This is a genomic window from Streptococcus oralis, from assembly GCF_022749195.1.
In the GTDB taxonomy this organism is placed as follows: domain Bacteria; phylum Bacillota; class Bacilli; order Lactobacillales; family Streptococcaceae; genus Streptococcus; species Streptococcus oralis_CI.
The window spans coordinates 1,195,807-1,218,238 of the sequence record NZ_CP094226.1 but is presented as its reverse complement, the minus strand read 5'-3'; the positions used below and the strand labels follow the sequence as shown (position 1 = coordinate 1,218,238).

Sequence of the window (22,432 nt, the reverse complement as noted above, 5' to 3'; positions counted from 1 at the left end):
GGAGAAAGCCAATGCATATTGAAAACCTCAGCCACTGGAGTGGCAATCTCAACCGTGAAATGTACCTCAATCGTTATGGACATGCTGGGATTCCAGTTGTTGTTTTTGCTTCATCTGGTGGCAGTCACAATGAATACTATGATTTTGGCATGATTGATGCCTGTGCTTCCTTTATCGAGGAGGGCCGCGTCCAGTTCTTTACGCTATCCAGTGTGGACAGTGAGAGTTGGTTGGCCACTTGGAAAAATGGTCATGATCAGGCGGAGATGCATCGTGCCTACGAACGCTATGTGATTGAGGAGGCCATTCCTTTTATCAAGCATAAAACAGGTTGGTTTGATGGCATGATGACGACAGGTTGCTCGATGGGGGCCTATCATGCACTTAATTTCTTTCTTCAGCATCCAGATGTCTTTACCAAGGTGATTGCCCTCAGTGGTGTTTATGACGCACGTTTCTTTGTTGGCGATTACTACAATGACGATGCTATTTACCAAAACTCGCCTGTAGATTATATCTGGAATCAAAACGATGGCTGGTTTATTGATCGTTACCGTCAGGCGGAGATTGTCGTTTGTACGGGCCTTGGTGCCTGGGAACAAGACGGTCTGCCATCCTTCTACAAGCTCAAAGAAGCCTTTGACCAGAAACAAATTCCAGCCTGGTTTGCTGAATGGGGACACGATGTCGCCCACGACTGGGAATGGTGGCGCAAACAAATGCCCTATTTTCTTGGACACCTGTATCTATAAAAGGAGTTGCCTATGAATTACCTTGTTATTTCTCCCTACTATCCGCAAAACTTCCAACAGTTTACCATCGAGTTAGCCAATAAAGGCATCACCGTTTTGGGGATTGGTCAAGAACCTTACGAACAACTAGATGAACCTTTGCGCAATAGCCTGACCGAGTATTTCCGTGTGGACAATCTTGAGAACATAGACGAAGTCAAACGTGCAGTAGCTTTTCTTTTCTACAAGCATGGCCCAATCGACCGCATCGAGTCCCACAATGAATACTGGCTTGAGCTGGACGCAACACTCAGAGAGCAATTCAATGTCTTTGGAGCCAAACTAGAGGATCTCAAAAAGACCAAGTTTAAGTCTGAGATGAAGAAACTTTTCAAAAAAGCAGGCGTCCCTGTGGTTCCTGGTGCTGTTATCCAGACGGAAGCAGATGTGGATAAAGTAGTGAAAGAAATCGGTCTACCAATGATTGCCAAACCTGATAATGGAGTGGGAGCGGCAGCAACCTTTAAGCTTGAGACAGAAGACGATATCCATCACTTCAAGCAAGAATGGGACCATTCAACCGTTTATTTCTTTGAAAAATTTGTCACTTCTAGCGAAATTTGTACCTTTGACGGACTTGTGGACAAGGATGGCAACATCGTCTTTTCAACGACTTTCGATTATGCCCATACACCACTTGATCTCATGATTTATAAGATGGACAATTCCTACTATGTGCTTAAGGATATGGATCCCAAACTGCGCAAGTATGGTGAGGCCATAGTCAAGGAATTTGGTATGAAAGAGCGCTTTTTCCATATCGAGTTTTTCCGTGACGGGGACGACTACATTGCCATTGAGTACAATAACCGTCCTGCAGGTGGCTTTACCATTGATGTTTATAACTTTGCCCATTCCTTGGACCTCTACCGAGGCTATGCGGCGATTGTCGCAGGAGAAGAGTTCCCAGAATCAGAATTTGAACCTCAATACTGTCTAGCTACATCGCGTCGTGCAAATGCCAACTATGTCTATTCAGAAGAAGACCTTCTTGCTAAATACAGTCAGCAATTCAAGATCAAAAAAATCATGCCAGCAGCCTTTGCAGAGCTACAAGGGGATTACCTTTATATGTTGACCACTCCAAGTCGCCAAGAGATGGAGCAGATGATTGTAGACTTTGGTCAACGTCAAGAATAACGATTAGGATGAAAGGAGTTTGACTCCTTTTGTCCTTTTCTTAAAGATAAGTTAAATAAAGCGTTTTCCATAGATTCTTTTAGAAAAGATATTGCTAAAAGGTTTAAAAATTGATAGAATAAGGATTGTCTAAAAAAATTTAAGGAGAATCTATCAAATGGATTTTACATGGGCTATTAAATATGCCACAGAATTCTTGGGAACTGCTATTTTGATCATTCTTGGTAATGGTGCAGTTGCTAACGTTGAACTTAAAGGTACGAAAGGTCACCAAAGTGGCTGGCTCGTTATCGCGGTTGGTTATGGTATGGGGGTTATGATCCCAGCTTTGATGTTTGGTAATGTATCTGGTAACCACATCAACCCAGCTTTCACTCTTGGACTTGCTGTTAGTGGACTTTTCTCTTGGGAGCAAGTACCATATTACATCCTAGCACAAGTTTTGGGAGCAATCTTTGGTCAAGCTTTGGTTGTAGCGACTCACCGTCCTTACTACTTGAAGACAGAAAATCCAAACAATATCTTGGGTACCTTCTCAACGATTTCAAGCATCGACCACGGTACAAAAGAATCACGTTTTGCAGCTACTGTTAACGGTTTCCTCAATGAGTTTGTAGGTTCATTTGTTCTTTTCTTTGCAGCACTTGGTTTGACTAAAAACTTCTTTGGTGCTGAATTAGTAGCGAAAGCTCAGGCGACAATTAATGACCAAGTAGCTCAAGCAGCAGCGCAAGGAACAACCATCCCTCAAGAACAAGTAACAGCAGCGCTTGAGCAAGCAAAAAACCAAGCCGCTCCATTTTTGGCACCAGGTCTTGGAATTGCGCACTTGGCACTTGGTTTCCTAGTGATGGCCTTGGTAACTTCACTTGGTGGACCTACTGGACCTGGTTTGAACCCAGCTCGTGACTTTGGACCACGTCTTCTTCACGAACTCCTTCCAAAATCAGTTCTTGGTCAACACAAGGGTGATTCAAAATGGTGGTATGCATGGGTTCCGGTTGTAGCTCCAATTGCAGCGGGTATTGCGGCAGTAGCACTATTCAAACTACTTTACCTATAAGAAATGAAACTGGGGAATCCCAGTTTTTTTGTTATAAAATTTCTAAATAAAATAGATATGGCTTGTAAAATATTCGAAAATCCTTTAAAATAAAAGAGTTGGAGGAATTTATGAATGTGAATGAGATTGTTCGGATCGTTCCGACTTTGAAAGTTAATAATCGAAAATTAAATGAAAGATTTTACATTGAAACCTTGGGGATGAAACCTTTGCTGGAAGAGTCTGCCTTTATTTCTCTAGGTGATCAGACAGCTACGGAGAGATTGATTTTAGAAGAGGCTCCGAGCATGCGAACACGCAGAGTTGAAGGACTTAAGAAGTTAGCTAGACTCAATGTAAAAGTTGAGAATCCTTCGGAAATTGAGAGCCTTCTTTCTCAGATGAAGTCTCTTCCTCGCTTATTTAAAGGTAACCGTGGCTATGCTTTTGAGATTGTTTCACCTGAAGAGGATGTGATTCTTGTTCATGCGGAAAATGATGTAAGAGATCTGGTTCCACTGGAAACTGTTCCTGAATTTTATTCAAATACAAGTATAAAATACTTGAGCCAATTTGAGGTTTCTATGGAGTTACGTTTACCTGAAGGGGCAGAGAGTTTACTTGATCCTGAAGGAGTAGCGCCAGCAATTATCTTTACTAAAGGTCAAGGAGCAGATTTGGCTGTTGAAAACAATGTCACTTGGGACCTGACGATGTTAAAATTTTTAGTCAAGAATTTTGATCTAACCAGTCTTCGTCAGAAATTTGAAAAGACAGGCTACTTTGTCCCTAAGTCTGAAAAATTCTTCCTTGGTAAAGATACCAATAACATTGAATTGTGGTTTGAAGAAGCATGAAGTGGGAAAAAATTCTAAGAAAAATAGAAAATCAAATCGAGGCAGGGGTCTATCCCGGGGCCTCTTTTGCGTATTATAAGGATGGAGAATGGAAAGAGTCTTATCTGGGATTGAGTGATCCAGAACTGGGCTTAAAGACGGATAGCGGTTTGGTTTATGATCTGGCTAGTGTGAGTAAGGTCGTTGGAGTGGGGACGGTTCTTATCTTCTTGTGGCAGCAGGGCAAATTAGATATTGATCGACCGGTGACGGATTTTTTACCGGAGTGTGATTATCTTGATATCACTATACGGCAACTTTTGACCCATGCTACAGATTTAGACCCCTTTATTCTCAATCGGGACCTCTTGACTGCCCCTGAATTAAAAGAAGCTATGTTTCACCTCAATAGACGAAATCAGCCGGCCTTCCTATACTCGGACGTTCACTTTTTACTCTTGGGCTTTCTTTTGGAAAAAATCTTTAACCAAGACTTGGATCAGATTATAAAAAAACAAGTTTTGGAAGCATGGGGGATGAAGGAAACCAAGTTTGGCCCCGTTGAGCAAGCTGTCCCAACAGTGAGAGGAATGGAGGCTGGAAACATTCACGATCCCAAAGCCCGTCTATTAGGGAAACACGCAGGAAGTGCTGGTTTGTTTTCGACTGTTAAGGATCTGCAGATCTTCCTGGAACATTACTTGAAAGATGATTTTGCTGCAGAATTGAGCCGAAATTTTTCTCCCTTAGATGATAAGGAGCGGTCTCTATCATGGAACCTGGAGGGAGCTTGGCTCGACCATACGGGTTATACAGGTACCTTCATTATGTGGAATCGGGAGAAGCAAGAAGCTGCTATCTTTTTATCCAATAGAACGTATGAAAAGGATGAGCGTGCCCAGTGGATAGTTGACCGAAACCAAGTCATGGAAATGATTCGTCAAGAAGAGTAGGGGGAAGCATGTCAAAAACTGTAAAAGGAACTCTGTATACAGTAGTGGCAGGGATTGCTTGGGGCTTGTCTGGAACCAGTGGTCAATACCTGATGGCACACGGGATTTCTGCTTTAGTCTTGATCAATTTACGACTTATCATTGCAGGTCTGGCACTGGTAGTCTTATCCTATGCGACTTCAAAGGATAAACTCCTTTCTTTTTTAAAGGACAGAAAAAGCCTTTTATCTCTGCTGTTATTTGCCTTGTTCGGGCTTTTCTTAAACCAGTTTGCCTATCTTTCTGCCATTCAGGAAACCAATGCTGGAACGGCGACAGTTCTCCAGTATGTATGCCCCGTTGGGATTTTAGTTTATACTTGTATGAAGGACAAGGTGGCGCCTACTCTGGCTGAGATTTTTTCGATTGGATTGGCTATAGGAGGCACCTTTCTGATTGCGACGCACGGTAAAGTTGACCAGTTGTCTGTCACACCCCTAGGTCTGTTCTGGGGCCTCTTTTCGGCCTTGACCTATGCCCTCTATATCATCCTTCCTATTACTTTGATTAAGAAGTGGGGCAGTATTTTGGTGATTGGTGTCGGTATGGTTATTTCTGGTGTAGTGGCTATTCCCTTCACAGGAGTTTTGCAAGTCAGCATACCAACCAGCTTAGATTTTCTCTTTGCATTTGCTGGGATTATCATCATCGGAACGGTTTTTGCCTATACAGCTTTCCTAAAAGGAGCCAGTCTGATAGGCCCTGTTAAGTCTAGTTTATTAGCTTCCATAGAACCAATTTCTGCCGTTTTCTTTGCCTTTCTGATTATGAAGGAACAGTTTTATGCGATTGATTTTGTCGGTATGGCCATGATTTTACTAGCCGTGACCATTATTTCATTGAAAGATTTACTGTTGGAAATAAAGAGTAAGTAATTAAAAAATCCACTCAATCGAGTGGATTTTTTGTGTATAGATGATTAGTCTTTATTTTCGTGTGGCAAAATCAAGTTCAAGATGATTCCTGTCAAGGCTGATAGAGCAGTACCTGAAAGTGTAACTGGCCCAAGTTTGAGGATGGCTCCACCAAGTCCAAGTACTAACATGGCACTAGCAATAATGAGGTTACGCATTTGACTGAAGTCAACGCGCTCTTTAATCAAAACTTTTAGACCGTTGCTGGCGATAACTCCGTAGAGAAGGATGGACATTCCACCAAGCACAGCATTTGGAATGGTTGAAATCAAGGCAGTGAACTTGCCTAGGAAGCTAAGAGCAATCGCGATGAAGGCCGCGTTACGGATAACAGAGACAGAAGCGATACGAGTCATCCCGATAACTCCTGTATTTTCGCCGTAAGTCGTATTAGCTGGTCCACCGAGGAAGGCAGATACAGATGTCGCGATACCGTCACCGAGAAGCGTACGGTGAAGTCCTGGTTCTTTTAGGAATTGACGGCCACAGATTTGGCTTAAAACTGTGTGGTCACCGATGTGTTCTGAAATGGTTACAATAGCGATTGGCAAGATGGCGATTGTTTCAGGACCGAAGTACAAGTTGTACTCTTTAAAGGCTCCACCTGTACTAAATGGCAAGTAGAAACCAGGAATTTCAAACCAATTGGCTTGAAGGACTGGGGTAAAGTCAACCAAACCAAGCATCATAGCGAAGATGTACCCACCGATGATGGCAAAGAGGAAAGGAATGATACGAAGGAAACCTTTTCCTTTTGTATTGATAAAGGCGGCAATCAAGAATGTAACAACGGCTACAAGGGCGCTTTTCCAGTTTCCGTCTGCTACGAGTCCAGCATTCGTTACAGCAGAACCAGCAAGACCAAGACCGATAACGATAATCATAGGTCCGATAATGATTGGAGGCAAGAGTTTGTCAATCCATTTCGTACCTGCAAAACGAACACTTGCTGCTACAAGGACATAGACCAAACCAGTCAAGATAACTCCAGTTTGAGCAGCAGAAACATCGCCCCCCATTTCTTTCATGGCTAGAGACATAGCCGTGATAAAGGCGAATGAAGAACCTAGATAAACTGGAACCTTAAAACCAGTAGAAATCATGTAGATAAGTGTTCCAATACCGGAAGCGAAGAGAGCAACCGATACGGGCATTCCCAAAATTAAGGGAACGAGAATGGTTGCACCAAACATAGCAAACACGTGCTGGAAGCTTAGAAGAATGCCTTTACCAGCAGAAGGACGTTGATCAACGTCTAGTAACAAGTCAACAGTTGATTCCTGTTTCATAAAAACCTCACTTTTGGGCACCAAAAAAGAGCCCATTATTTTGCAGCAATAGGCCCTCAGAGTAAGACTTTTTAAAAAATAGCTATCTTTTAAAAATTTATATAAATCTGCGCCTTCGTCACCTCACAGGATGACATTAAAAACCTTTGCTTGTGATAGTATAGCAGAAAAAATTCGTTTTGTAAACGAATTTTTCCCGAGCCGAGAAACAAAAAAGCGAGGTTGATTTTGTAAATCATTTTTTCCCGAGCCCGGAAATGCGAGAGCGAGGTTCGTTTTGTAAACGAATTTTTCCCGAGCCCAGAAATACGAGAGCGAGGTTGATTTTGTAAATCATTTTTTCCCGAGCCCGGAAATGCGAGAGCGAGGTTCGTTTTGTAAACGAATTTTTCCCGATCCTAGAAATAATAAAGCGAGGCTGATTTTGTAAATTGTTTTCTGAACTTTAAACAAGGGTGCACTATTGTTTAAAGTGGGCGTTTGTTGGGCATGCCAGCCTTTCTTGGGTACTTGTTAGGTGTTTCCTTTTTCTTTTCGACTACAGTGATGTAGCGCGGATCTCCATTTGGCAGGGCATAGCTGAGGTTTTCCTCTACTTTGCTAAAGAGGAGGTTGAGAGCGTTCTTGGCTTCTAGCAATTCCTCAGGAGCATTGCTGGCCTTGAGTGCTAATAGTTTGCCACCAACTTTAAGGTAAGGGATAGTCAATTCAGATAAGACCTGCATGCGGGCAACCGCACGAGCAGTTACAACATCAAACTGGGCACGGAAGTTCTTGTCTTGAGCAAAGTCTTCTGCCCGTCCATGGTAGAAGTGAACACTATCCAGCTCCAGCTCCTGAGCCAATAGTTGGAGGAAGTTGATGCGCTTATTGAGCGAATCAATGATGGTCACATCCAGCTGTGGATAGAGAATTTTCATAGGCAGACTAGGAAATCCTGCCCCAGCCCCGATATCAAGAAGTTTGATAGTTTCATTTGAAATCAAGCCTTGCAGGATGGGGGCAATCGAATCATAAAAATGTTTGAGATAAACTTCTTCTTTATCTGTAATAGCGGTCAGGTTAATCTTTTCATTCCACTCGACTAAGAGTTCAAAATACCGTTCAAATTGGTTCTTTTGCTGGTCAGAAAGTGGAATATTTTGCTCAGCTAGTAGGCTGTAAAATGTTTCTGGTTTCATAGTAGTTTCCTTCTCTAGTATCATCTTATTTTACCATATTCGTTAAAATTTTGATATACTGGTAGTAATCTAAAAGCAGAAAGGAATAAGATTATGACTTGGATTATTCTTGGAGTTTTGGCTCTGATTGTTATTTTTGTGATTGTTAGCTATAACGGTTTGGTTAAAAATCGTATGCAGACCAAGGAGGCTTGGAGCCAGATCGATGTTCAGTTGAAGCGTCGTAATGATCTCCTCCCAAACTTGATTGAAACAGTCAAAGGCTATGCGAAATATGAAGGTTCTACCTTGGAAAAAGTAACAGAACTTCGTAGACAAGTAGCCGCAGCAACTTCACCGGCAGAAGCTATGAAGGCCAGTGATGCCCTTACCCGCCAGATTTCTGGTATCTTTGCAGTAGCAGAGAATTACCCAGACTTGAAAGCTAGTGCTAACTTTATCAAATTGCAAGAAGAGTTGACCAATACAGAAAATAAAATTTCTTACTCACGCCAACTCTACAACAGTGTTGTCAGCAACTACAATGTAAAACTTGAAAGTTTCCCAAGCAACATCATCGCAGGACTATTTGGCTTTAAAGCTGCAGACTTCCTTCAAACACCTGAAGAGGAAAAGGCAGTTCCTAAAGTTGACTTTAGCGGTTTAGGTGACTAAGATGTTGTTTGATCAAATTGCGAGCAATAAACGAAAAACCTGGATTTTGTTGCTGGTTTTCTTCCTACTCTTGGCCTTGGTTGGTTATGCGGTTGGCTATCTCTTCATGCGCTCAGGTCTTGGTGGCATGATTATTGCCTTGATTATTGGTCTTATCTACGCTCTGACCATGATCTTTCAATCGACAGAGATTGTCATGTCTATGAATGGGGCGCGTGAGGTTGATGAGCAAACAGCACCAGACCTCTACCATGTTGTGGAAGATATGGCTATGGTCGCTCAGATCCCCATGCCACGTGTTTTCATCATTGAGGATTCTTCTTTAAATGCCTTTGCAACAGGTTCAAACCCGCAGAATGCAGCTGTCGCAGCCACTTCGGGCCTTCTGGCTATCATGAATCGCGAGGAACTGGAAGCTGTTATGGGGCATGAGGTCAGTCATATCCGAAACTACGATATCCGTATTTCGACCATTGCTGTTGCCCTTGCCAGTGCCATTACCCTTCTGTCTAGTATGGCAGGACGGATGATGTGGTGGGGTGGCGCAGGTCGCAGACGGAGTGATAATGATCGCGATGGAAATGGTTTGGAGATTATCATGCTTGTTATCTCTCTCTTAGCCATTGTTCTAGCACCTCTCGCAGCAACCTTGGTGCAACTAGCCATTTCCCGTCAGAGGGAATTTTTGGCGGATGCATCCAGTGTGGAGCTGACTCGCAATCCTCAAGGGATGATCAATGCCTTGCGTAAGTTGGAGAATAGCGAGCCGATGCATCACCATGTTGACGATGCCAGCAGCGCTCTTTATATCAATAATCCTAAGAAAGGTGGCGGGCTTCAAAAACTCTTTTATACCCACCCACCTATCTCAGAACGAATCGAACGCTTGAAACACATGTAAAAAAATCCAGAGGTCGTCTCTGGATTTTTGCTTTTAGTATCTCGCTTTTAACTTGTTATCTCTCCAAAAAATAGTATAATATATGTAATTCTATATAATTGAGGTGAATGATGTATAAGCGCTGGATGACGTTTTTCTTGATTTTGATTTTTATGCCAATTCATTTGAGTATAGCAGAGAAAATCATGCGAATAAATTCATTAACGCTATCAATCCTTTTTACACTTGTTGAACTTGCATTATTTTTATATGTAGGAAAAAAGTATGACTTGTTTCACATTCGGAAAATCTGCCTAAAAGATATTTTAAAATGTTTTCTTTCATACGCCTTGCTTTTCCTATTTTATATTTTGGTCAATTTTTTAGGCCCTACCCAATCAGACACAACTCAAGCTGTGCAAAGTTTATCACTTTCATGGTCTGTACTTTTTGTGGATCTCTGTGTTTTGGCACCTGTCACGGAAGAAATTTTTATGCGAGGTATGTTACAGGGGATAGTATTTAAGAATACATATTTTGGCTTGTTTTCCACATCGCTTCTTTTTGCTTATCTGCATGGTCCCTATACTATTCCTAGCTTTATCACCTATTTAGGTATGGGATTTGCATTTGGGATAAGGTATAAGACTTCTGATAACCTATGGAATTCCATTCTTTTGCATGTCCTCAATAATCTGGTTGCGTTTTGCTTTTTGTATATGAGATAATACTGCATTAGAATGTTGACGATGCTAGCAGCCCACTTTATATCAATGATCCCAAGAAAGGTGGCGGACTCCAAAAACTATTTTACACCCACCCACCTATCTCAGAACGAATTGAGCGTTTGAAACAGATGTAAACAAAATCCAGAGAAACTTCTCTGGATTTTTGCTGTGTTCAACATTTATAAATCTTGTAAATCAAAAACTTCCAAACCATTTTCTGTCAAACGATAGATACTCGTACAGACCTCTTTTAAGAAGCGTCTGTCATGCGAAACAGTGATCAGACCGCCGGGATAAGAGGCAAAGAGTTTTCTGATTTCGGGTTGAGAAGTGGGAGAAAAGTTTCGTGTCGGCTCATCGAGAATGAGAAAGTTTGGTTTGCGCAACACTAAATCCAACAGAAGCAGTTTGCCTTGTTGACCACCAGATAAAGAATGAATTTGGTGGTGCATCTCTGGATAACTGAAATTGAGACTGGCTAAGTGAGATTGGACTTTCTGTAATTCCTCTTTTTGCCCTGTTTGGCTGAGATAGGCTACTGGAGATAAATTCAATTGCAGTTTTTTGTGGTAATCTTGTGGCATAAAACCAAGCGAAATCTCTCTTTTGTTGCTTAGGAGTTGTTGTAACTTGCATAACAGAGTCGATTTTCCAACACCATTAGGCCCGATAATACCAATTTTATCTTGACCACGGACCGTTAGTTGTAATTTCTGAGCTAAAATGCGTTCGCCAATGGATAAATTTTCCTTTTCCAGTTGGATTAAGACTTTAGAAGCCGGTAATGGTTGGATATCTGAAAAGAAAAGTTGGATTTGTTCCTCGTCAAGTGGCTTTTGGGTCATGGACTGGGCTTCCTTTTCAAAGCGTTTTTCTTGAGAGAGTACATTTTTCATCTTTTTAGCCAATAGGCGCCCGGCAACATCATTTTTAGTATTTCGCAAAGCATTTTCTACATTCTGCTTAACTCGGCGATGTTTTTCCATGGTTTTATCATAGGCTCTCTGGTCGTTAGCAGCTTGCTGACTTTGTCTGGCAAAATTAGCCTTTCTCTGCTCACTATAGCCATCATAGTCTAAATGCTCGACTAGCGTTTCCGCTTCTTTTCGGTGCTTGACCAGTCTCAAGTGGACAATAGTATCAGCCGTTTGAGAAAGAAAGTCTTCATCATGGGAAATGAAAATAACAGTTTGCCTAATCTTTCGAATCTGCCTTTTTAGCCAATCAACCGTCTCAAGGTCTAGGTCATTTGAAGGTTCATCTAAAAATAGAATCTCAAAAGGTTTGGCTAACTCGTGAATGAGCTGAATTTTCAAAGCTTCGCCCCCTGATAGACTGCCAATTTCTTGGTCGCTAGCAAAACGGTCGCTATCAAAGTGCAATTCCTCCGCCAAACGATAAAGAATGCTGTAGTCTAAATCAGCAGAATCCAAAAAGAAGTAATCGTGTAGAGTCCTATTTTTTAGCTCCTCAGGTAACTTTTGAGGAATGTAGGCCAGTGATTGAAGATCAGACTGGATGTCGCCCTTGATACTAAAATCAGGTAATGCTTCCCCCATTAAAGCTCGCAGCAAAGTTGATTTGCCATTTCCTTCTTCACCAATAATTGCAACCTTTTCCCCGTCTTGGATAGTCATGCTTAAATCAGATACAAAATCTCGTAGATCTTTGTTTTGTGTGATGGTCAGATGGTTGATTTTTATCATATTGTTGCCCTTTCTAGAATGTCCATAGTGCATAACAAAAAGCTCTACTTTATCTAGTAGAGCCCAAAGTCACTGTCAAAACTCTATTATCCTCGTTGAAAAGGTCGTCAAACTAGCTTGGAGCTTCCTAACCCAAGAGGGGCAGATGATTAGCTTTCCAGTTTTTTGATTTTCAATGAGGACAAGATACTAGAAAATCTAGTACAAAAAGAGCATGCAAAAAGAGACAAAAACAAGATCTACTAAATAAAGTTCTTTATTTGATAGATTTAGTTGTTCATGTCTCCCTTACCTCCGAGTATTAGTACCTCTATCCTATACCTTTCAGGAAATTTTGTCAATAGAAAATCCAAAATTCTAAACTCTAAAATCCAAAAACAGGTCCATAGAGAGTCAGTACGTGTTTGACATGTTCGTAGTGGAACTTGTCATAGTTGCGCCAAGCAGCACGAGCTTGATCATTCAGTTTTAGGCTACCCAGTCCAATCAGAAGACTGGTACGTTGGTAAAATTTCTCGAGGTCGATTAAGATACTGTTGTCAATCTTTTCCGCTTTTTTAAGTTCCTTGAGAGTGGTGTTCAGTAGTTCTTGTAGACGGAAATCATCGGCTGTTCCTTGGTTGCAGCTTTGGTAGCTTTTATTTAACTCGGAAAGGAGTTGGTAAGCTTCAGTGATGAGTGCTTTGTCTTCCATATGAGCATCCTCCTTGCTCTGATGTATTCTTTCCTATAGTATAGCACTAATAGGAAAGTTTGTCATAGTAAATATGTTAAAAATGAGATTTTAATATCAAAGTTTGGAAAGCTGACTTATAACCTTTTCATGGTATAATCAAGTGAATACATCTTTATGGAGGAAATATGAAGTTAAATATTCAAGAAATTCGTAAGCAGCCTGAAGGCCTACACTTTGAACAAACTTTAGACCTTGTCGCAGACTTGCGTAAACGGAATCAAGAAATTTTAGATGTCAAAGATATCCTAGCAGTGGGAAAGGCCCAGTACGAAGACCGTCTGTATTTCTTAGACTATCAGTTGTCATATACTATTGTCCTTGCTTCCAGCCGCAGTATGGAGCCAGTTGAGTTGGCTGAGTCTTATCCAGTCACAGAAGTCTTCATGGAAGGAGCGACCAATCAACTAGACCAGGAAGTTCTAGACGATGACTTAGTCTTGCCTATCGAAAATGGGGAAATCGACCTTGCTGAGAGCGTAGCAGATAATATCCTGCTCAATATCCCAATCAAGGTCTTGACGGCAGAAGAAGAGGCGGGCCAAGGTTTTGTGTCAGGAAATGACTGGCAAATCATGACTGAAGATGAATACCAAGCCCAACAAGCAGTCAAGAAAGAAGAAAACAGTCCATTTGCTGGCTTGCAAGGACTGTTTGATGGAGACGAGTAGATGGTTTTATCTAAGAAACGTGCCCGTCATGTCATAGAGGAAATTATTGCCCTCTTTCCAGATGCTAAGCCTAGTCTTGATTTTACCAATCATTTTGAACTACTGGTTGCGGTGATGTTGTCAGCTCAGACCACAGATGCAGCGGTAAATAAGGCCACACCAGGGCTCTTTGCTGCCTTTCCGACACCACAAGCCATGTCTGTAGCGACTGAAAGTGAAATTGCTTCACACATTTCTCGCCTGGGACTGTATCGAAATAAGGCTAAATTTCTTAAAAAATGTGCTCAACAGTTACTAGATGATTTTGATGGTCAAGTCCCTCAGACACGTAAAGAATTAGAAAGTCTAGCAGGTGTTGGTCGTAAGACAGCCAATGTTGTCATGAGTGTGGGCTTTGGAATCCCAGCCTTCGCAGTCGATACTCATGTGGAGCGGATCTGCAAGCATCACAATATCGTTAAAAAATCGGCTACGCCACTTGAAGTAGAAAAACGTGTTATGGATGTTCTGCCACCAGAAGAGTGGTTAGCAGCTCACCAGGCCATGATTTACTTTGGACGAGCTATCTGCCATCCCAAAAATCCAGAATGTGACCACTATCCCCAATTATATGATTTTAGCAATGTTTAAGGGGACTCTGAAAAAGTTTTTGCTTGATTTTAAGGGTGCTTTGTGCTATAGTAAATGGTAACTAAATAGTCCTTTAAACCTGTCCCGTGAGGCAGGCAAGGAGCGCGATAAAGTAGAAGGGTGAAGCCTATACTGTATACAGTAGGGCTCGCTTAGCTATACATTTCAAGTCTCCTTGTAGAAGGAGACTTTTCTTTTTGGAGGTTTGTCATGAAGACAAAAGAAGTTGTAGACGAATTGACTGTCAAACGAGCGATTACGCGAATTACTTATGAGATTATTGAGCGCAATAAAGATTTGAATAAAATTATCCTAGCAGGGATAAAAACGCGAGGTGTTTTCATCGCTCATCGTATCAAAGAACGCTTGGAGCAGTTGGAAAACATCACTGTTCCTGTTGTGGAATTGGACACCAAACCTTTCCGTGATGATGTTAAAAGCGGAGAAGATACTTCTTTGATTTCTGTTGATGTGACAGACCGTGAAGTTATCTTGGTGGATGATGTACTCTATACAGGCCGCACCATCCGCGCCGCTATTGATAACATTGTCGGCCATGGTCGTCCTGCGCGCGTGAGTCTTGCGGTGCTAGTTGACCGTGGACATAGAGAATTGCCTATCCGTCCAGATTACGTTGGGAAAAATATCCCAACCAGTCGTTCTGAAGAAATCATCGTAGAGATGACAGAACTTGATGGCCAAGACAGAGTTCTGATTACTGAAGAAGCTTAGAAAGCTGAAGGAGTAGCCATGTCAGAAAATCAACAAGCATTGAACCATGTGGTTTCCATGGAAGACCTCACAGTTGATCAAGTGATGAAATTGATCAAACGAGGAATCGAGTTTAAAAACGGAGCCCAACTTCCCTACGAGAACAAACCTATCGTGTCGAATCTCTTCTTTGAAGATTCTACACGGACACATAAGTCCTTTGAAGTGGCAGAGATTAATCTGGGGCTGGAACGACTTGACTTTGATGTGAAGACTAGTTCGGTCAATAAGGGTGAGACATTGTATGATACCATCTTGACTCTATCTGCTCTAGGAGTGGATGTCTGTGTGATTCGCCACCCAGAGGTCGACTATTACAGAGAGTTGATTGCGAGTCCATCAATTACGACTTCCATCATCAATGGTGGAGATGGTTCGGGACAACATCCTAGTCAGAGCTTGCTTGATTTGATGACTATTTATGAAGAATTTGGTCACTTTGAGGGGCTCAAGGTCGCTATTGCAGGCGACTTGGACCACTCACGTGTTGCCAAATCCAATATGCAGATTTTGAAACGCTTGGGAGCTGAACTGTTCTTTGCAGGACCTGAGGAATGGAGAAGTCAAGAGTTTGCGGACTATGGACAGTTTGTAACTATTGATGAGATTGTTGATCAGGTGGATGTTTTGATGTTACTCCGAGTTCAACATGAACGCCATGAAAGTGGAGCCGTTTTTTCAAAAGAAGACTACCATGTTCAACACGGCTTGAACCAAGAACGCTATAATCGCTTAAAAGAAACAGCAATCATTATGCATCCTGCTCCAGTGAATCGAGATGTGGAAATTGCTGACCACTTGGTTGAAGCACCAAAATCACGCATTGTCCAACAAATGACCAACGGTGTCTTTGTTCGAATGGCAATTTTAGAATCCGTATTGGCGAGTAGAAACGCCAACTAAAACACAAGACGTTAAAAGACGCCAGTGAGCGTCCACGAGAGGTGAAAATATGACAAAAAGACTTCTAGTATTAGAAGATGGCACAGTTTTTGAAGGAAAGGCCTTCGGAGCAGACATTGATGTAACAGGTGAGATCGTCTTTAACACAGGGATGACCGGCTACCAAGAATCCATTACAGACCAGTCTTATAATGGACAAATCTTGACTTTCACTTATCCTTTGGTGGGAAATTATGGAATAAATCGTGATGATTATGAATCCATCATTCCAACTTGTAAGGGAGTTGTCGTTTTCGAAGAGGCACGTAGAGCTAGCAACTGGCGGAATCAAATGACCTTGGATGAATTTTTGAAAGCTAAGAAAATTCCAGGTATCTCAGGGATTGATACGCGTGCCCTTACTAAGATTATCCGTAAGCATGGTACTATGCGTGCAACTTTGACCCATGTTGGAGACAGTATGGACCATGTGACGGACCAGCTCCAAGCAACAGTCTTGCCTACAGATAATATCAAGCAGGTTTCTACTAAAACTTCCTATCCAGCTCCTGGAGTTGGTTTGAGTGTGGTCTTAGTAGACTTTGGTCTCAAGCACTCAATCTTACGTGAACTTTCTAAGCGTAACTGTAACGTTACGGTTGTTCCTTATTCAACAACAGCAGAAGAGATTCTCCACCTTAATCCTGACGGAGTTATGTTGTCAAATGGACCAGGTAACCCAGAAGACGTTCCAGAAGCACTGGAGATGATTCGTGGTGTGCAAGGAAAAATTCCAATCTTCGGAATTTGTATGGGACACCAACTCTTTGCTATGGCAAACGGTGCTAAGACATACAAGATGAAATTTGGTCACCGAGGATTTAATCACGCGGTACGTGAGATTGCAACAGGACGTGTAGACTTTACTAGCCAGAACCATGGTTATGCAGTTAGCCGTGAGGATTTACCAGAGCACTTGATTATCACCCACGAAGAAATCAATGACAAATCAGTTGAAGGAGTTCGCCACAGATACCAACCAGGTTTTTCTGTACAATTCCACCCAGACGCAGCTCCCGGTCCACACGACGCTAGCTACCTATTTGACGAGTTTATCGAGATGATGGAAGCTTTTAAACAAGTAAACTAAGAACGAGTAAAAGCTCGTCGGAGAATTTATGTAACTGAACACGGACGGAAAGCTCGGAATTTAGAGAAACCAACTTGGATTGTCAATCCTTCCTTGGTTTCCTAAAATTCAATCGCTTTCTATTCGTCCTTTGTATCTTATTTAATGGCAACCCGAGAGTTGCCGAATAGAAAGGCAGGTCGTTTCTTTTAGTCGCTATCAGGCGAACTAAAAACTCCCTGCACTAGATTTTTTATCGAATAATATCGTTTCTCTAAAAAATCGTCGGAGAATTTATTTAATGTCGCTCTGTGAGGCGACGAATAGAAAGGAGAAGGGTGGTCCGTATTTGCTGAACTGAATACGGGCTACGGACAAAGCTAAAAAGATAGTTATTCCTAGAACTGACAGTTCTTCGTCATAACTCCTATTTTAGCTTTGTCCGCTTGACGCCCTTAATATCTTATAAATGCCTAAACGTACTGATATTCAAAAAATTATGGTGATTGGTTCTGGTCCGATTATTATTGGTCAGGCTGCTGAGTTTGACTACGCTGGGACCCAGGCCTGCTTGTCTTTGAAAGAGGAAGGTTATGAGGTTGTCTTGGTGAACTCAAATCCTGCCACCATCATGACGGACAAGGAGATTGCAGACAAGGTCTACATCGAACCGATTACACTTGAGTTTGTGACACGTATTCTCCGTAAGGAACGTCCAGATGCTTTGCTTCCAACTCTTGGAGGTCAGACAGGGCTCAATATGGCCATGGAATTGTCTAAAAATGGTATCCTAGATGAGCTTGGTGTCGAACTTCTAGGTACTAAATTGTCTGCCATCGACCAAGCGGAGGACCGTGACCTCTTTAAACAATTGATGGAAGAGCTTGAGCAGCCAATCCCTGAATCTGAAATTGTCAACACAGTTGAAGAAGCAGTGGCCTTTGCAGCAACAATCGGATACCCAGTCATCGTTCGTCCAGCCTTTACCCTTGGTGGTACTGGTGGTGGTATGTGTGCCAAAGAGGAAGAATTGCGTGAAATCGCTGAAAATGGGTTGAAACTGTCACCTGTTACCCAATGTTTGATTGAACGTTCAATCGCAGGTTTCAAGGAAATTGAGTACGAAGTGATGCGCGATTCAGCTGACAATGCCCTCGTTGTTTGTAACATGGAAAACTTTGACCCAGTTGGGATTCATACAGGGGATTCTATCGTATTTGCTCCTGCGCAAACCATGTCAGACTATGAAAACCAAATGCTCCGTGACGCGAGCTTGAGCATTATTCGTGCCCTCAAGATTGAAGGTGGGTGTAACGTTCAGCTAGCCCTTGATCCACATAGCTTCAAGTACTATGTTATCGAAGTAAACCCTCGTGTATCGCGTTCGTCAGCGCTTGCTTCTAAGGCAACTGGTTATCCGATTGCCAAATTGGCTGCCAAGATTGCAGTTGGTTTAACCCTGGATGAGGTCATCAACCCAGTTACAGGTTCAACCTATGCCATGTTTGAACCAGCCCTTGACTACGTCGTTGCTAAGATTCCACGTTTCCCATTTGACAAGTTTGAAAAGGGTGAGCGTCGTCTTGGTACTCAGATGAAGGCAACTGGAGAAGTCATGGCTATCGGTCGTAACATCGAGGAGTCACTTCTTAAAGCTTGTCGTTCACTTGAAATTGGGGTTCACCACAATGAAATGCCTGAACTAGCATCTGTTTCGGATGATGCCTTGATTGAAAAGGTTGTGAAAGCCCAAGATGACCGTCTCTTCTATGTATCAGAGGCTATTCGCCGTGGTTACACTCCAGAAGAAATTGCTGAATTGACTAAGATTGATATCTTCTATCTGGATAAACTTTTGCACATCTTTGAAATTGAGCAAGAATTGGGTGCCCATCCACAAGATCTAGAAGTCTTGAAAACTGCTAAACTTAATGGTTTCTCAGACCGCAAGATTGCGGAGCTTTGGGAAACGACAGCTGACCAAGTTCGCCAACTTCGTTTGGAAAACAAGATTGTCCCAGTTTACAAGATGGTCGATACCTGTGCGGCAGAATTCGACTCTGAAACACCATATTTCTATTCAACCTATGGTTGGGAAAACGAGTCTATCAAGTCTGACAAGGAATCTGTACTTGTCCTAGGTTCAGGTCCAATCCGTATCGGGCAAGGAGTTGAGTTTGACTACGCAACTGTTCACTCTGTTAAGGCTATTCAGGCTGCTGGCTACGAAGCCATCATCATGAACTCAAACCCAGAGACCGTTTCAACAGACTTCTCGGTATCTGACAAGCTCTACTTTGAACCATTGACATTCGAAGATGTCATGAATGTCATTGACTTGGAGCAACCAAAAGGTGTTATTGTTCAGTTTGGTGGTCAAACAGCCATTAACCTTGCGGAACCTCTGGCAAAAGCAGGCGTGACCATCCTTGGTACCCAAGTAGCTGACTTGGACCGTGCCGAAGACCGCGACCTCTTCGAGCAAGCCCTTAAAGACTTGGATATTCCACAGCCACCAGGACAAACAGCAACCAATGAAGAAGAAGCAGTGCTAGCTGCTCGTAAGATTGGTTTCCCAGTTCTCGTTCGTCCATCTTATGTCTTGGGTGGACGTGCTATGGAAATCGTAGAAAACGAAGAAGACCTTCGTTCTTACATGCGTACCGCTGTTAAGGCTAGTCCAGACCATCCAGTCCTTGTCGATTCATACATCGTTGGGCAAGAGTGCGAAGTTGATGCCATTTCAGATGGAGAAAATGTTCTCATACCTGGTATCATGGAGCATATCGAACGTGCCGGTGTCCACTCAGGTGACTCAATGGCCGTTTATCCTCCACAAACCTTTTCGCAAAAGGTTCAGGAGACCATCGCAGACTATACCAAACGACTAGCCATCGGCCTTAACTGTCTTGGGATGATGAACATCCAGTTTGTCATCAAGGATGAGAAAGTCTATGTTATTGAGGTAAATCCACGTGCCAGCCGTACGGTTCCATTCCTTTCTAAGGTAACCAATATTCCTATGGCTCAGGTAGCGACCAAGCTCATTCTTGGTCAAAGTCTCAAAGAACTTGGTTACCAGGATGGACTTTACCCAGAAAGCACTCGCGTTCATATCAAGGCTCCAGTCTTCTCCTTTACGAAACTAGCTAAGGTAGACAGCTTGCTCGGGCCTGAAATGAAGTCAACAGGGGAAGTTATGGGTTCTGATACTACTTTGGAAAAAGCTCTCTACAAGGCCTTTGAAGCTTCCTACCTACACTTGCCAACCTTTGGAAATGTTGTATTTACCATCGCTGATGATGCCAAAGAAGAAGCCTTGGACTTGGCTCGTCGTTTCCAAAATATCGGCTACGGTATTCTCGCGACAGAAGGGACAGCAGCCTTCTTTGCTAGTCATGGACTTCAAGCCCAACCTGTTGGTAAGATTGGTGATGATGAACAGGATATCCCAAGCTTTGTTCGAAAAGGGAAAATCCAAGCGATTATCAATACTGTCGGAACCAAACGAACTGCTGACGAAGATGGTGAGCAAATCCGTCGTTCAGCCATTGAACACGGTGTGCCACTCTTTACAGCCCTAGATACAGCTAATGCCATGCTCAAGGTGCTAGAAAGCCGTAGTTTTGTCACAGAAGCGATCTAGTTGATAAAGAATTTTCACAGTTTAAAAGCCAGCGTTAGAAAACGCTGGCTTTTACAATACTGATATTGTTTATTTCAACCATCATTCTTTCCTTAAGAATCATTCCAAAATGTGATATAATAAGGGAGAATTGGAAATGGGAAACTATTTTCATGATATTTTCAAAAAATCCATTAAAAAAAGTAAAGACAGATTAGAAAGTGTAAAATTCCGATGTCTTCTTACAAAAAAGTCTCTCTTTCTGAGATCAATCAATCTATTGAAACTCCGAATAACAATCATTTTTGGCAAAATCTAAAAGCTTTTTTAGGACCTGGAGCTCTTGTAGCAGTTGGTTATATGGATCCTGGGAACTGGATTACAAGTGTAGTTGGTGGCGCTTCTTACAAATATAGTCTCTTATTTGTTATTTTGATTTCATCCATCATTGCCATGCAACTACAACAGATGGCTGGAAAGCTCGGTATCGTAACTAAGATGGATCTAGCACAGGCAACTGCACATCATGCTCCCAAATGGCTTCGCTATAGTCTTTGGGTGATTTTAGAGTTAGCTTTAATGGCGACAGACTTAGCCGAGGTTTTAGGCTCAGCGATTGCCTTAAATCTTTTATTTAAAATACCGATTATGGTCGCTATCCTCTTAACCGTTTTAGATGTATTTCTTTTGTTGTTGTTGATGAAATTTGGCTTCAAAAAAATTGAAGCCATTGTGACGACCCTTATTTTAACCATATTAGCCATCTTTACCTATCTGGTGGCCTTATCCAATCCAAGTATTCAGGGTATCTTTGGTGGTTATTTACCGACTCCTACATTATTTGAAACACCATTGCCTGGTCATGAAAGCCAATTGACCCTGGCTCTAGGAATTGTGGGAGCGACAGTCATGCCCCATAATCTCTATCTTCATTCCTCTCTATCCCAGACAAGGAAAATCAATCACAAAGATAAGAAGGATGTTCGAAAAGCCGTTCGTTTTATGACCTGGGATTCAAATCTTCAGTTGTCCCTAGCCTTTATTGTCAATTCCTTGCTTCTTATTTTAGGAGCATCTCTCTTTTTTGGTCATGCATCTGAAATTTCAGCATTCTCCCAAATGTACAATGCTTTACAGAATTCGACAATAGCAGGAGCAATAGCTAGCTCAACTCTGTCAACTTTATTTGCCCTAGCCCTTTTAGCAAGTGGTCAAAATTCGACCATTAAGGTACTTTAACAGGACAGATTGTCATGGAAGGTTTCTTGCATCTGAAATTGCCTCAGTGGATTATCCGTATCGGTACCCGTATTTTTGCCTTGCTCCCTGTGATTATAGTCGCCGTTTTGTTTGGACATCAAGAAAAAACCTTGGATCAGTTATTGGTCTATTCACAGGTCTTTTTGTCAATCGCTCTTCCGTTTTCAATCTTTCCCTTAATTTATCTGACCTCTAAGAAGTCATTGATGGGAGAATTTACCAATGCCAAGTGGAACACAATCCTAGGTTACGCAGTTTCAATCATCTTGACCATTCTCAATATCAAGCTTCTTTTCGATATTTTTTAATCTCGTTTGACATCAATTATAGTGTCAGCGTGAAGGTTGACAAATAGAAAGTAGTAGTGATTGGTTCATAAAAAGAAGTACAAAAAAAAGAACAGTGGCAACTGTTCTTTTTTATTATTATTTGAGACCGTATTTTACAAAGATATACTCTATAGTGTTTAAATCCTTATTAAATCAACGTTTCTAAAAGGGATATAGCTGTAAAATATTATATATATACCGTATTGTTAAACCAAGACGGTACCAAAAAGGTACCAAAAATTAAGGTTT

The 22,432-nt window shown here is 42.0% G+C and carries 19 protein-coding genes and 2 pseudogenes; 17 read left to right on the top strand and 4 right to left on the bottom strand.

Translation table 11 applies throughout. From position 1 onward, the window contains the following. Positions 1–11 precede the first annotated feature (11 nt). The 6 genes from MP387_RS05965 (at position 12) to MP387_RS05940 (ending at position 5,676) form a co-directional block, all read left to right on the top strand. Positions 12–752, top strand: a complete 741-nt coding sequence (locus MP387_RS05965) for an esterase family protein (RefSeq protein ID WP_000546816.1) — start codon at positions 12–14, stop codon at positions 750–752. Between the two features lie 12 nt (positions 753–764). Further along, entirely contained in the window at positions 765–1,931 is a 1,167-nt protein-coding gene (locus MP387_RS05960) for an ATP-grasp domain-containing protein (protein WP_242745768.1), read from the top strand. 157 nt (positions 1,932–2,088) lie between these two features. Then, the gene (gla, locus tag MP387_RS05955; RefSeq protein WP_000348114.1) at positions 2,089–2,994 is read left to right on the top strand and encodes an aquaglyceroporin Gla; all 906 of its coding nucleotides are present in this window, start codon (positions 2,089–2,091) and stop codon (positions 2,992–2,994) included. 110 nt (positions 2,995–3,104) lie between these two features. Beyond that, complete coding sequence (locus MP387_RS05950) at positions 3,105–3,830, top strand: CppA family protein (protein WP_242745767.1); 726 nt, start codon at positions 3,105–3,107, stop codon at positions 3,828–3,830. After that, on the top strand, positions 3,827–4,762 hold the full coding sequence (locus tag MP387_RS05945; RefSeq protein WP_242745766.1) for a serine hydrolase domain-containing protein: 936 nt from the start codon (positions 3,827–3,829) through the stop codon (positions 4,760–4,762). The genes MP387_RS05950 and MP387_RS05945 overlap by 4 nt, the downstream gene beginning before the upstream one ends. 8 nt (positions 4,763–4,770) lie before the next feature. Further along, entirely contained in the window at positions 4,771–5,676 is a 906-nt protein-coding gene (locus MP387_RS05940) for a DMT family transporter (RefSeq protein ID WP_242745765.1), read from the top strand. A 44-nt stretch (positions 5,677–5,720) separates the two neighbouring features. On the opposite strand, the gene MP387_RS05935 is transcribed toward MP387_RS05940, so the two are convergent. Further along, positions 5,721–7,004, bottom strand: coding sequence for a uracil-xanthine permease family protein (locus MP387_RS05935; protein ID WP_242745764.1), 1,284 nt, complete (start codon positions 7,002–7,004; stop codon positions 5,721–5,723). 467 nt (positions 7,005–7,471) lie between these two features. After that, positions 7,472–8,185: a 16S rRNA (guanine(527)-N(7))-methyltransferase RsmG gene (gene rsmG / locus MP387_RS05930; protein WP_242745763.1), complete on the bottom strand. Its 714-nt coding sequence runs from the start codon at positions 8,183–8,185 to the stop codon at positions 7,472–7,474. Between the two features lie 93 nt (positions 8,186–8,278). Between rsmG and MP387_RS05925 the strand changes: the two genes are divergently transcribed. The 4 genes and pseudogenes from MP387_RS05925 to MP387_RS05910 all read left to right on the top strand — a co-directional run. After that, positions 8,279–8,839, top strand: a complete 561-nt coding sequence (locus MP387_RS05925) for a LemA family protein (RefSeq protein WP_000219838.1) — start codon at positions 8,279–8,281, stop codon at positions 8,837–8,839. Between the two features lies 1 nt (position 8,840). Continuing rightward, positions 8,841–9,740 (top strand): zinc metalloprotease HtpX, encoded by a 900-nt coding sequence (htpX, locus tag MP387_RS05920; RefSeq protein ID WP_242745762.1) that lies wholly within the window; start codon positions 8,841–8,843, stop codon positions 9,738–9,740. Positions 9,741–9,847: 107 nt separating this feature from the next. Further along, the gene (locus tag MP387_RS05915) at positions 9,848–10,447 is read left to right on the top strand and encodes a CPBP family intramembrane glutamic endopeptidase (protein ID WP_242745760.1); all 600 of its coding nucleotides are present in this window, start codon (positions 9,848–9,850) and stop codon (positions 10,445–10,447) included. A gap of 11 nt (positions 10,448–10,458) precedes the next feature. Next, positions 10,459–10,581, top strand: a pseudogene (locus MP387_RS05910) (zinc metalloprotease HtpX); the annotation flags it as partial. 45 nt (positions 10,582–10,626) lie between these two features. On the opposite strand, the gene MP387_RS05905 reads toward MP387_RS05910, so the two are convergent. Continuing rightward, the gene (locus MP387_RS05905) at positions 10,627–12,186 is read right to left on the bottom strand and encodes an ATP-binding cassette domain-containing protein (protein ID WP_242745758.1); all 1,560 of its coding nucleotides are present in this window, start codon (positions 12,184–12,186) and stop codon (positions 10,627–10,629) included. Positions 12,187–12,517: 331 nt separating this feature from the next. Then, on the bottom strand, positions 12,518–12,847 hold the full coding sequence (locus tag MP387_RS05900) for a helicase BlpT (RefSeq protein WP_242745756.1): 330 nt from the start codon (positions 12,845–12,847) through the stop codon (positions 12,518–12,520). 167 nt (positions 12,848–13,014) lie between these two features. On the opposite strand from MP387_RS05900, the gene MP387_RS05895 reads away from it, so the two are divergent. From MP387_RS05895 to MP387_RS05865, 7 genes and pseudogenes are all read left to right on the top strand, one after another. Beyond that, positions 13,015–13,557 (top strand): YceD family protein, encoded by a 543-nt coding sequence (locus tag MP387_RS05895; protein ID WP_000773201.1) that lies wholly within the window; start codon positions 13,015–13,017, stop codon positions 13,555–13,557. After that, positions 13,558–14,187: an endonuclease III gene (nth, locus tag MP387_RS05890; RefSeq protein WP_242745754.1), complete on the top strand. Its 630-nt coding sequence runs from the start codon at positions 13,558–13,560 to the stop codon at positions 14,185–14,187. It begins immediately after the preceding gene. Positions 14,188–14,397: 210 nt separating this feature from the next. Continuing rightward, complete coding sequence (gene pyrR / locus MP387_RS05885; protein WP_000850018.1) at positions 14,398–14,919, top strand: bifunctional pyr operon transcriptional regulator/uracil phosphoribosyltransferase PyrR; 522 nt, start codon at positions 14,398–14,400, stop codon at positions 14,917–14,919. A gap of 18 nt (positions 14,920–14,937) precedes the next feature. Next, the gene (locus MP387_RS05880) at positions 14,938–15,861 is read left to right on the top strand and encodes an aspartate carbamoyltransferase catalytic subunit (RefSeq protein WP_242745752.1); all 924 of its coding nucleotides are present in this window, start codon (positions 14,938–14,940) and stop codon (positions 15,859–15,861) included. 49 nt (positions 15,862–15,910) lie between these two features. Further along, positions 15,911–16,990, top strand: a complete 1,080-nt coding sequence (locus MP387_RS05875) for a carbamoyl phosphate synthase small subunit (RefSeq protein ID WP_061852684.1) — start codon at positions 15,911–15,913, stop codon at positions 16,988–16,990. A gap of 448 nt (positions 16,991–17,438) precedes the next feature. After that, entirely contained in the window at positions 17,439–20,615 is a 3,177-nt protein-coding gene (carB, locus tag MP387_RS05870) for a carbamoyl-phosphate synthase large subunit (protein ID WP_242745750.1), read from the top strand. Positions 20,616–20,828: 213 nt separating this feature from the next. After that, positions 20,829–22,162 (top strand): annotated as a pseudogene (locus MP387_RS05865) (Nramp family divalent metal transporter). Positions 22,163–22,432: the final 270 nt, after the last annotated feature.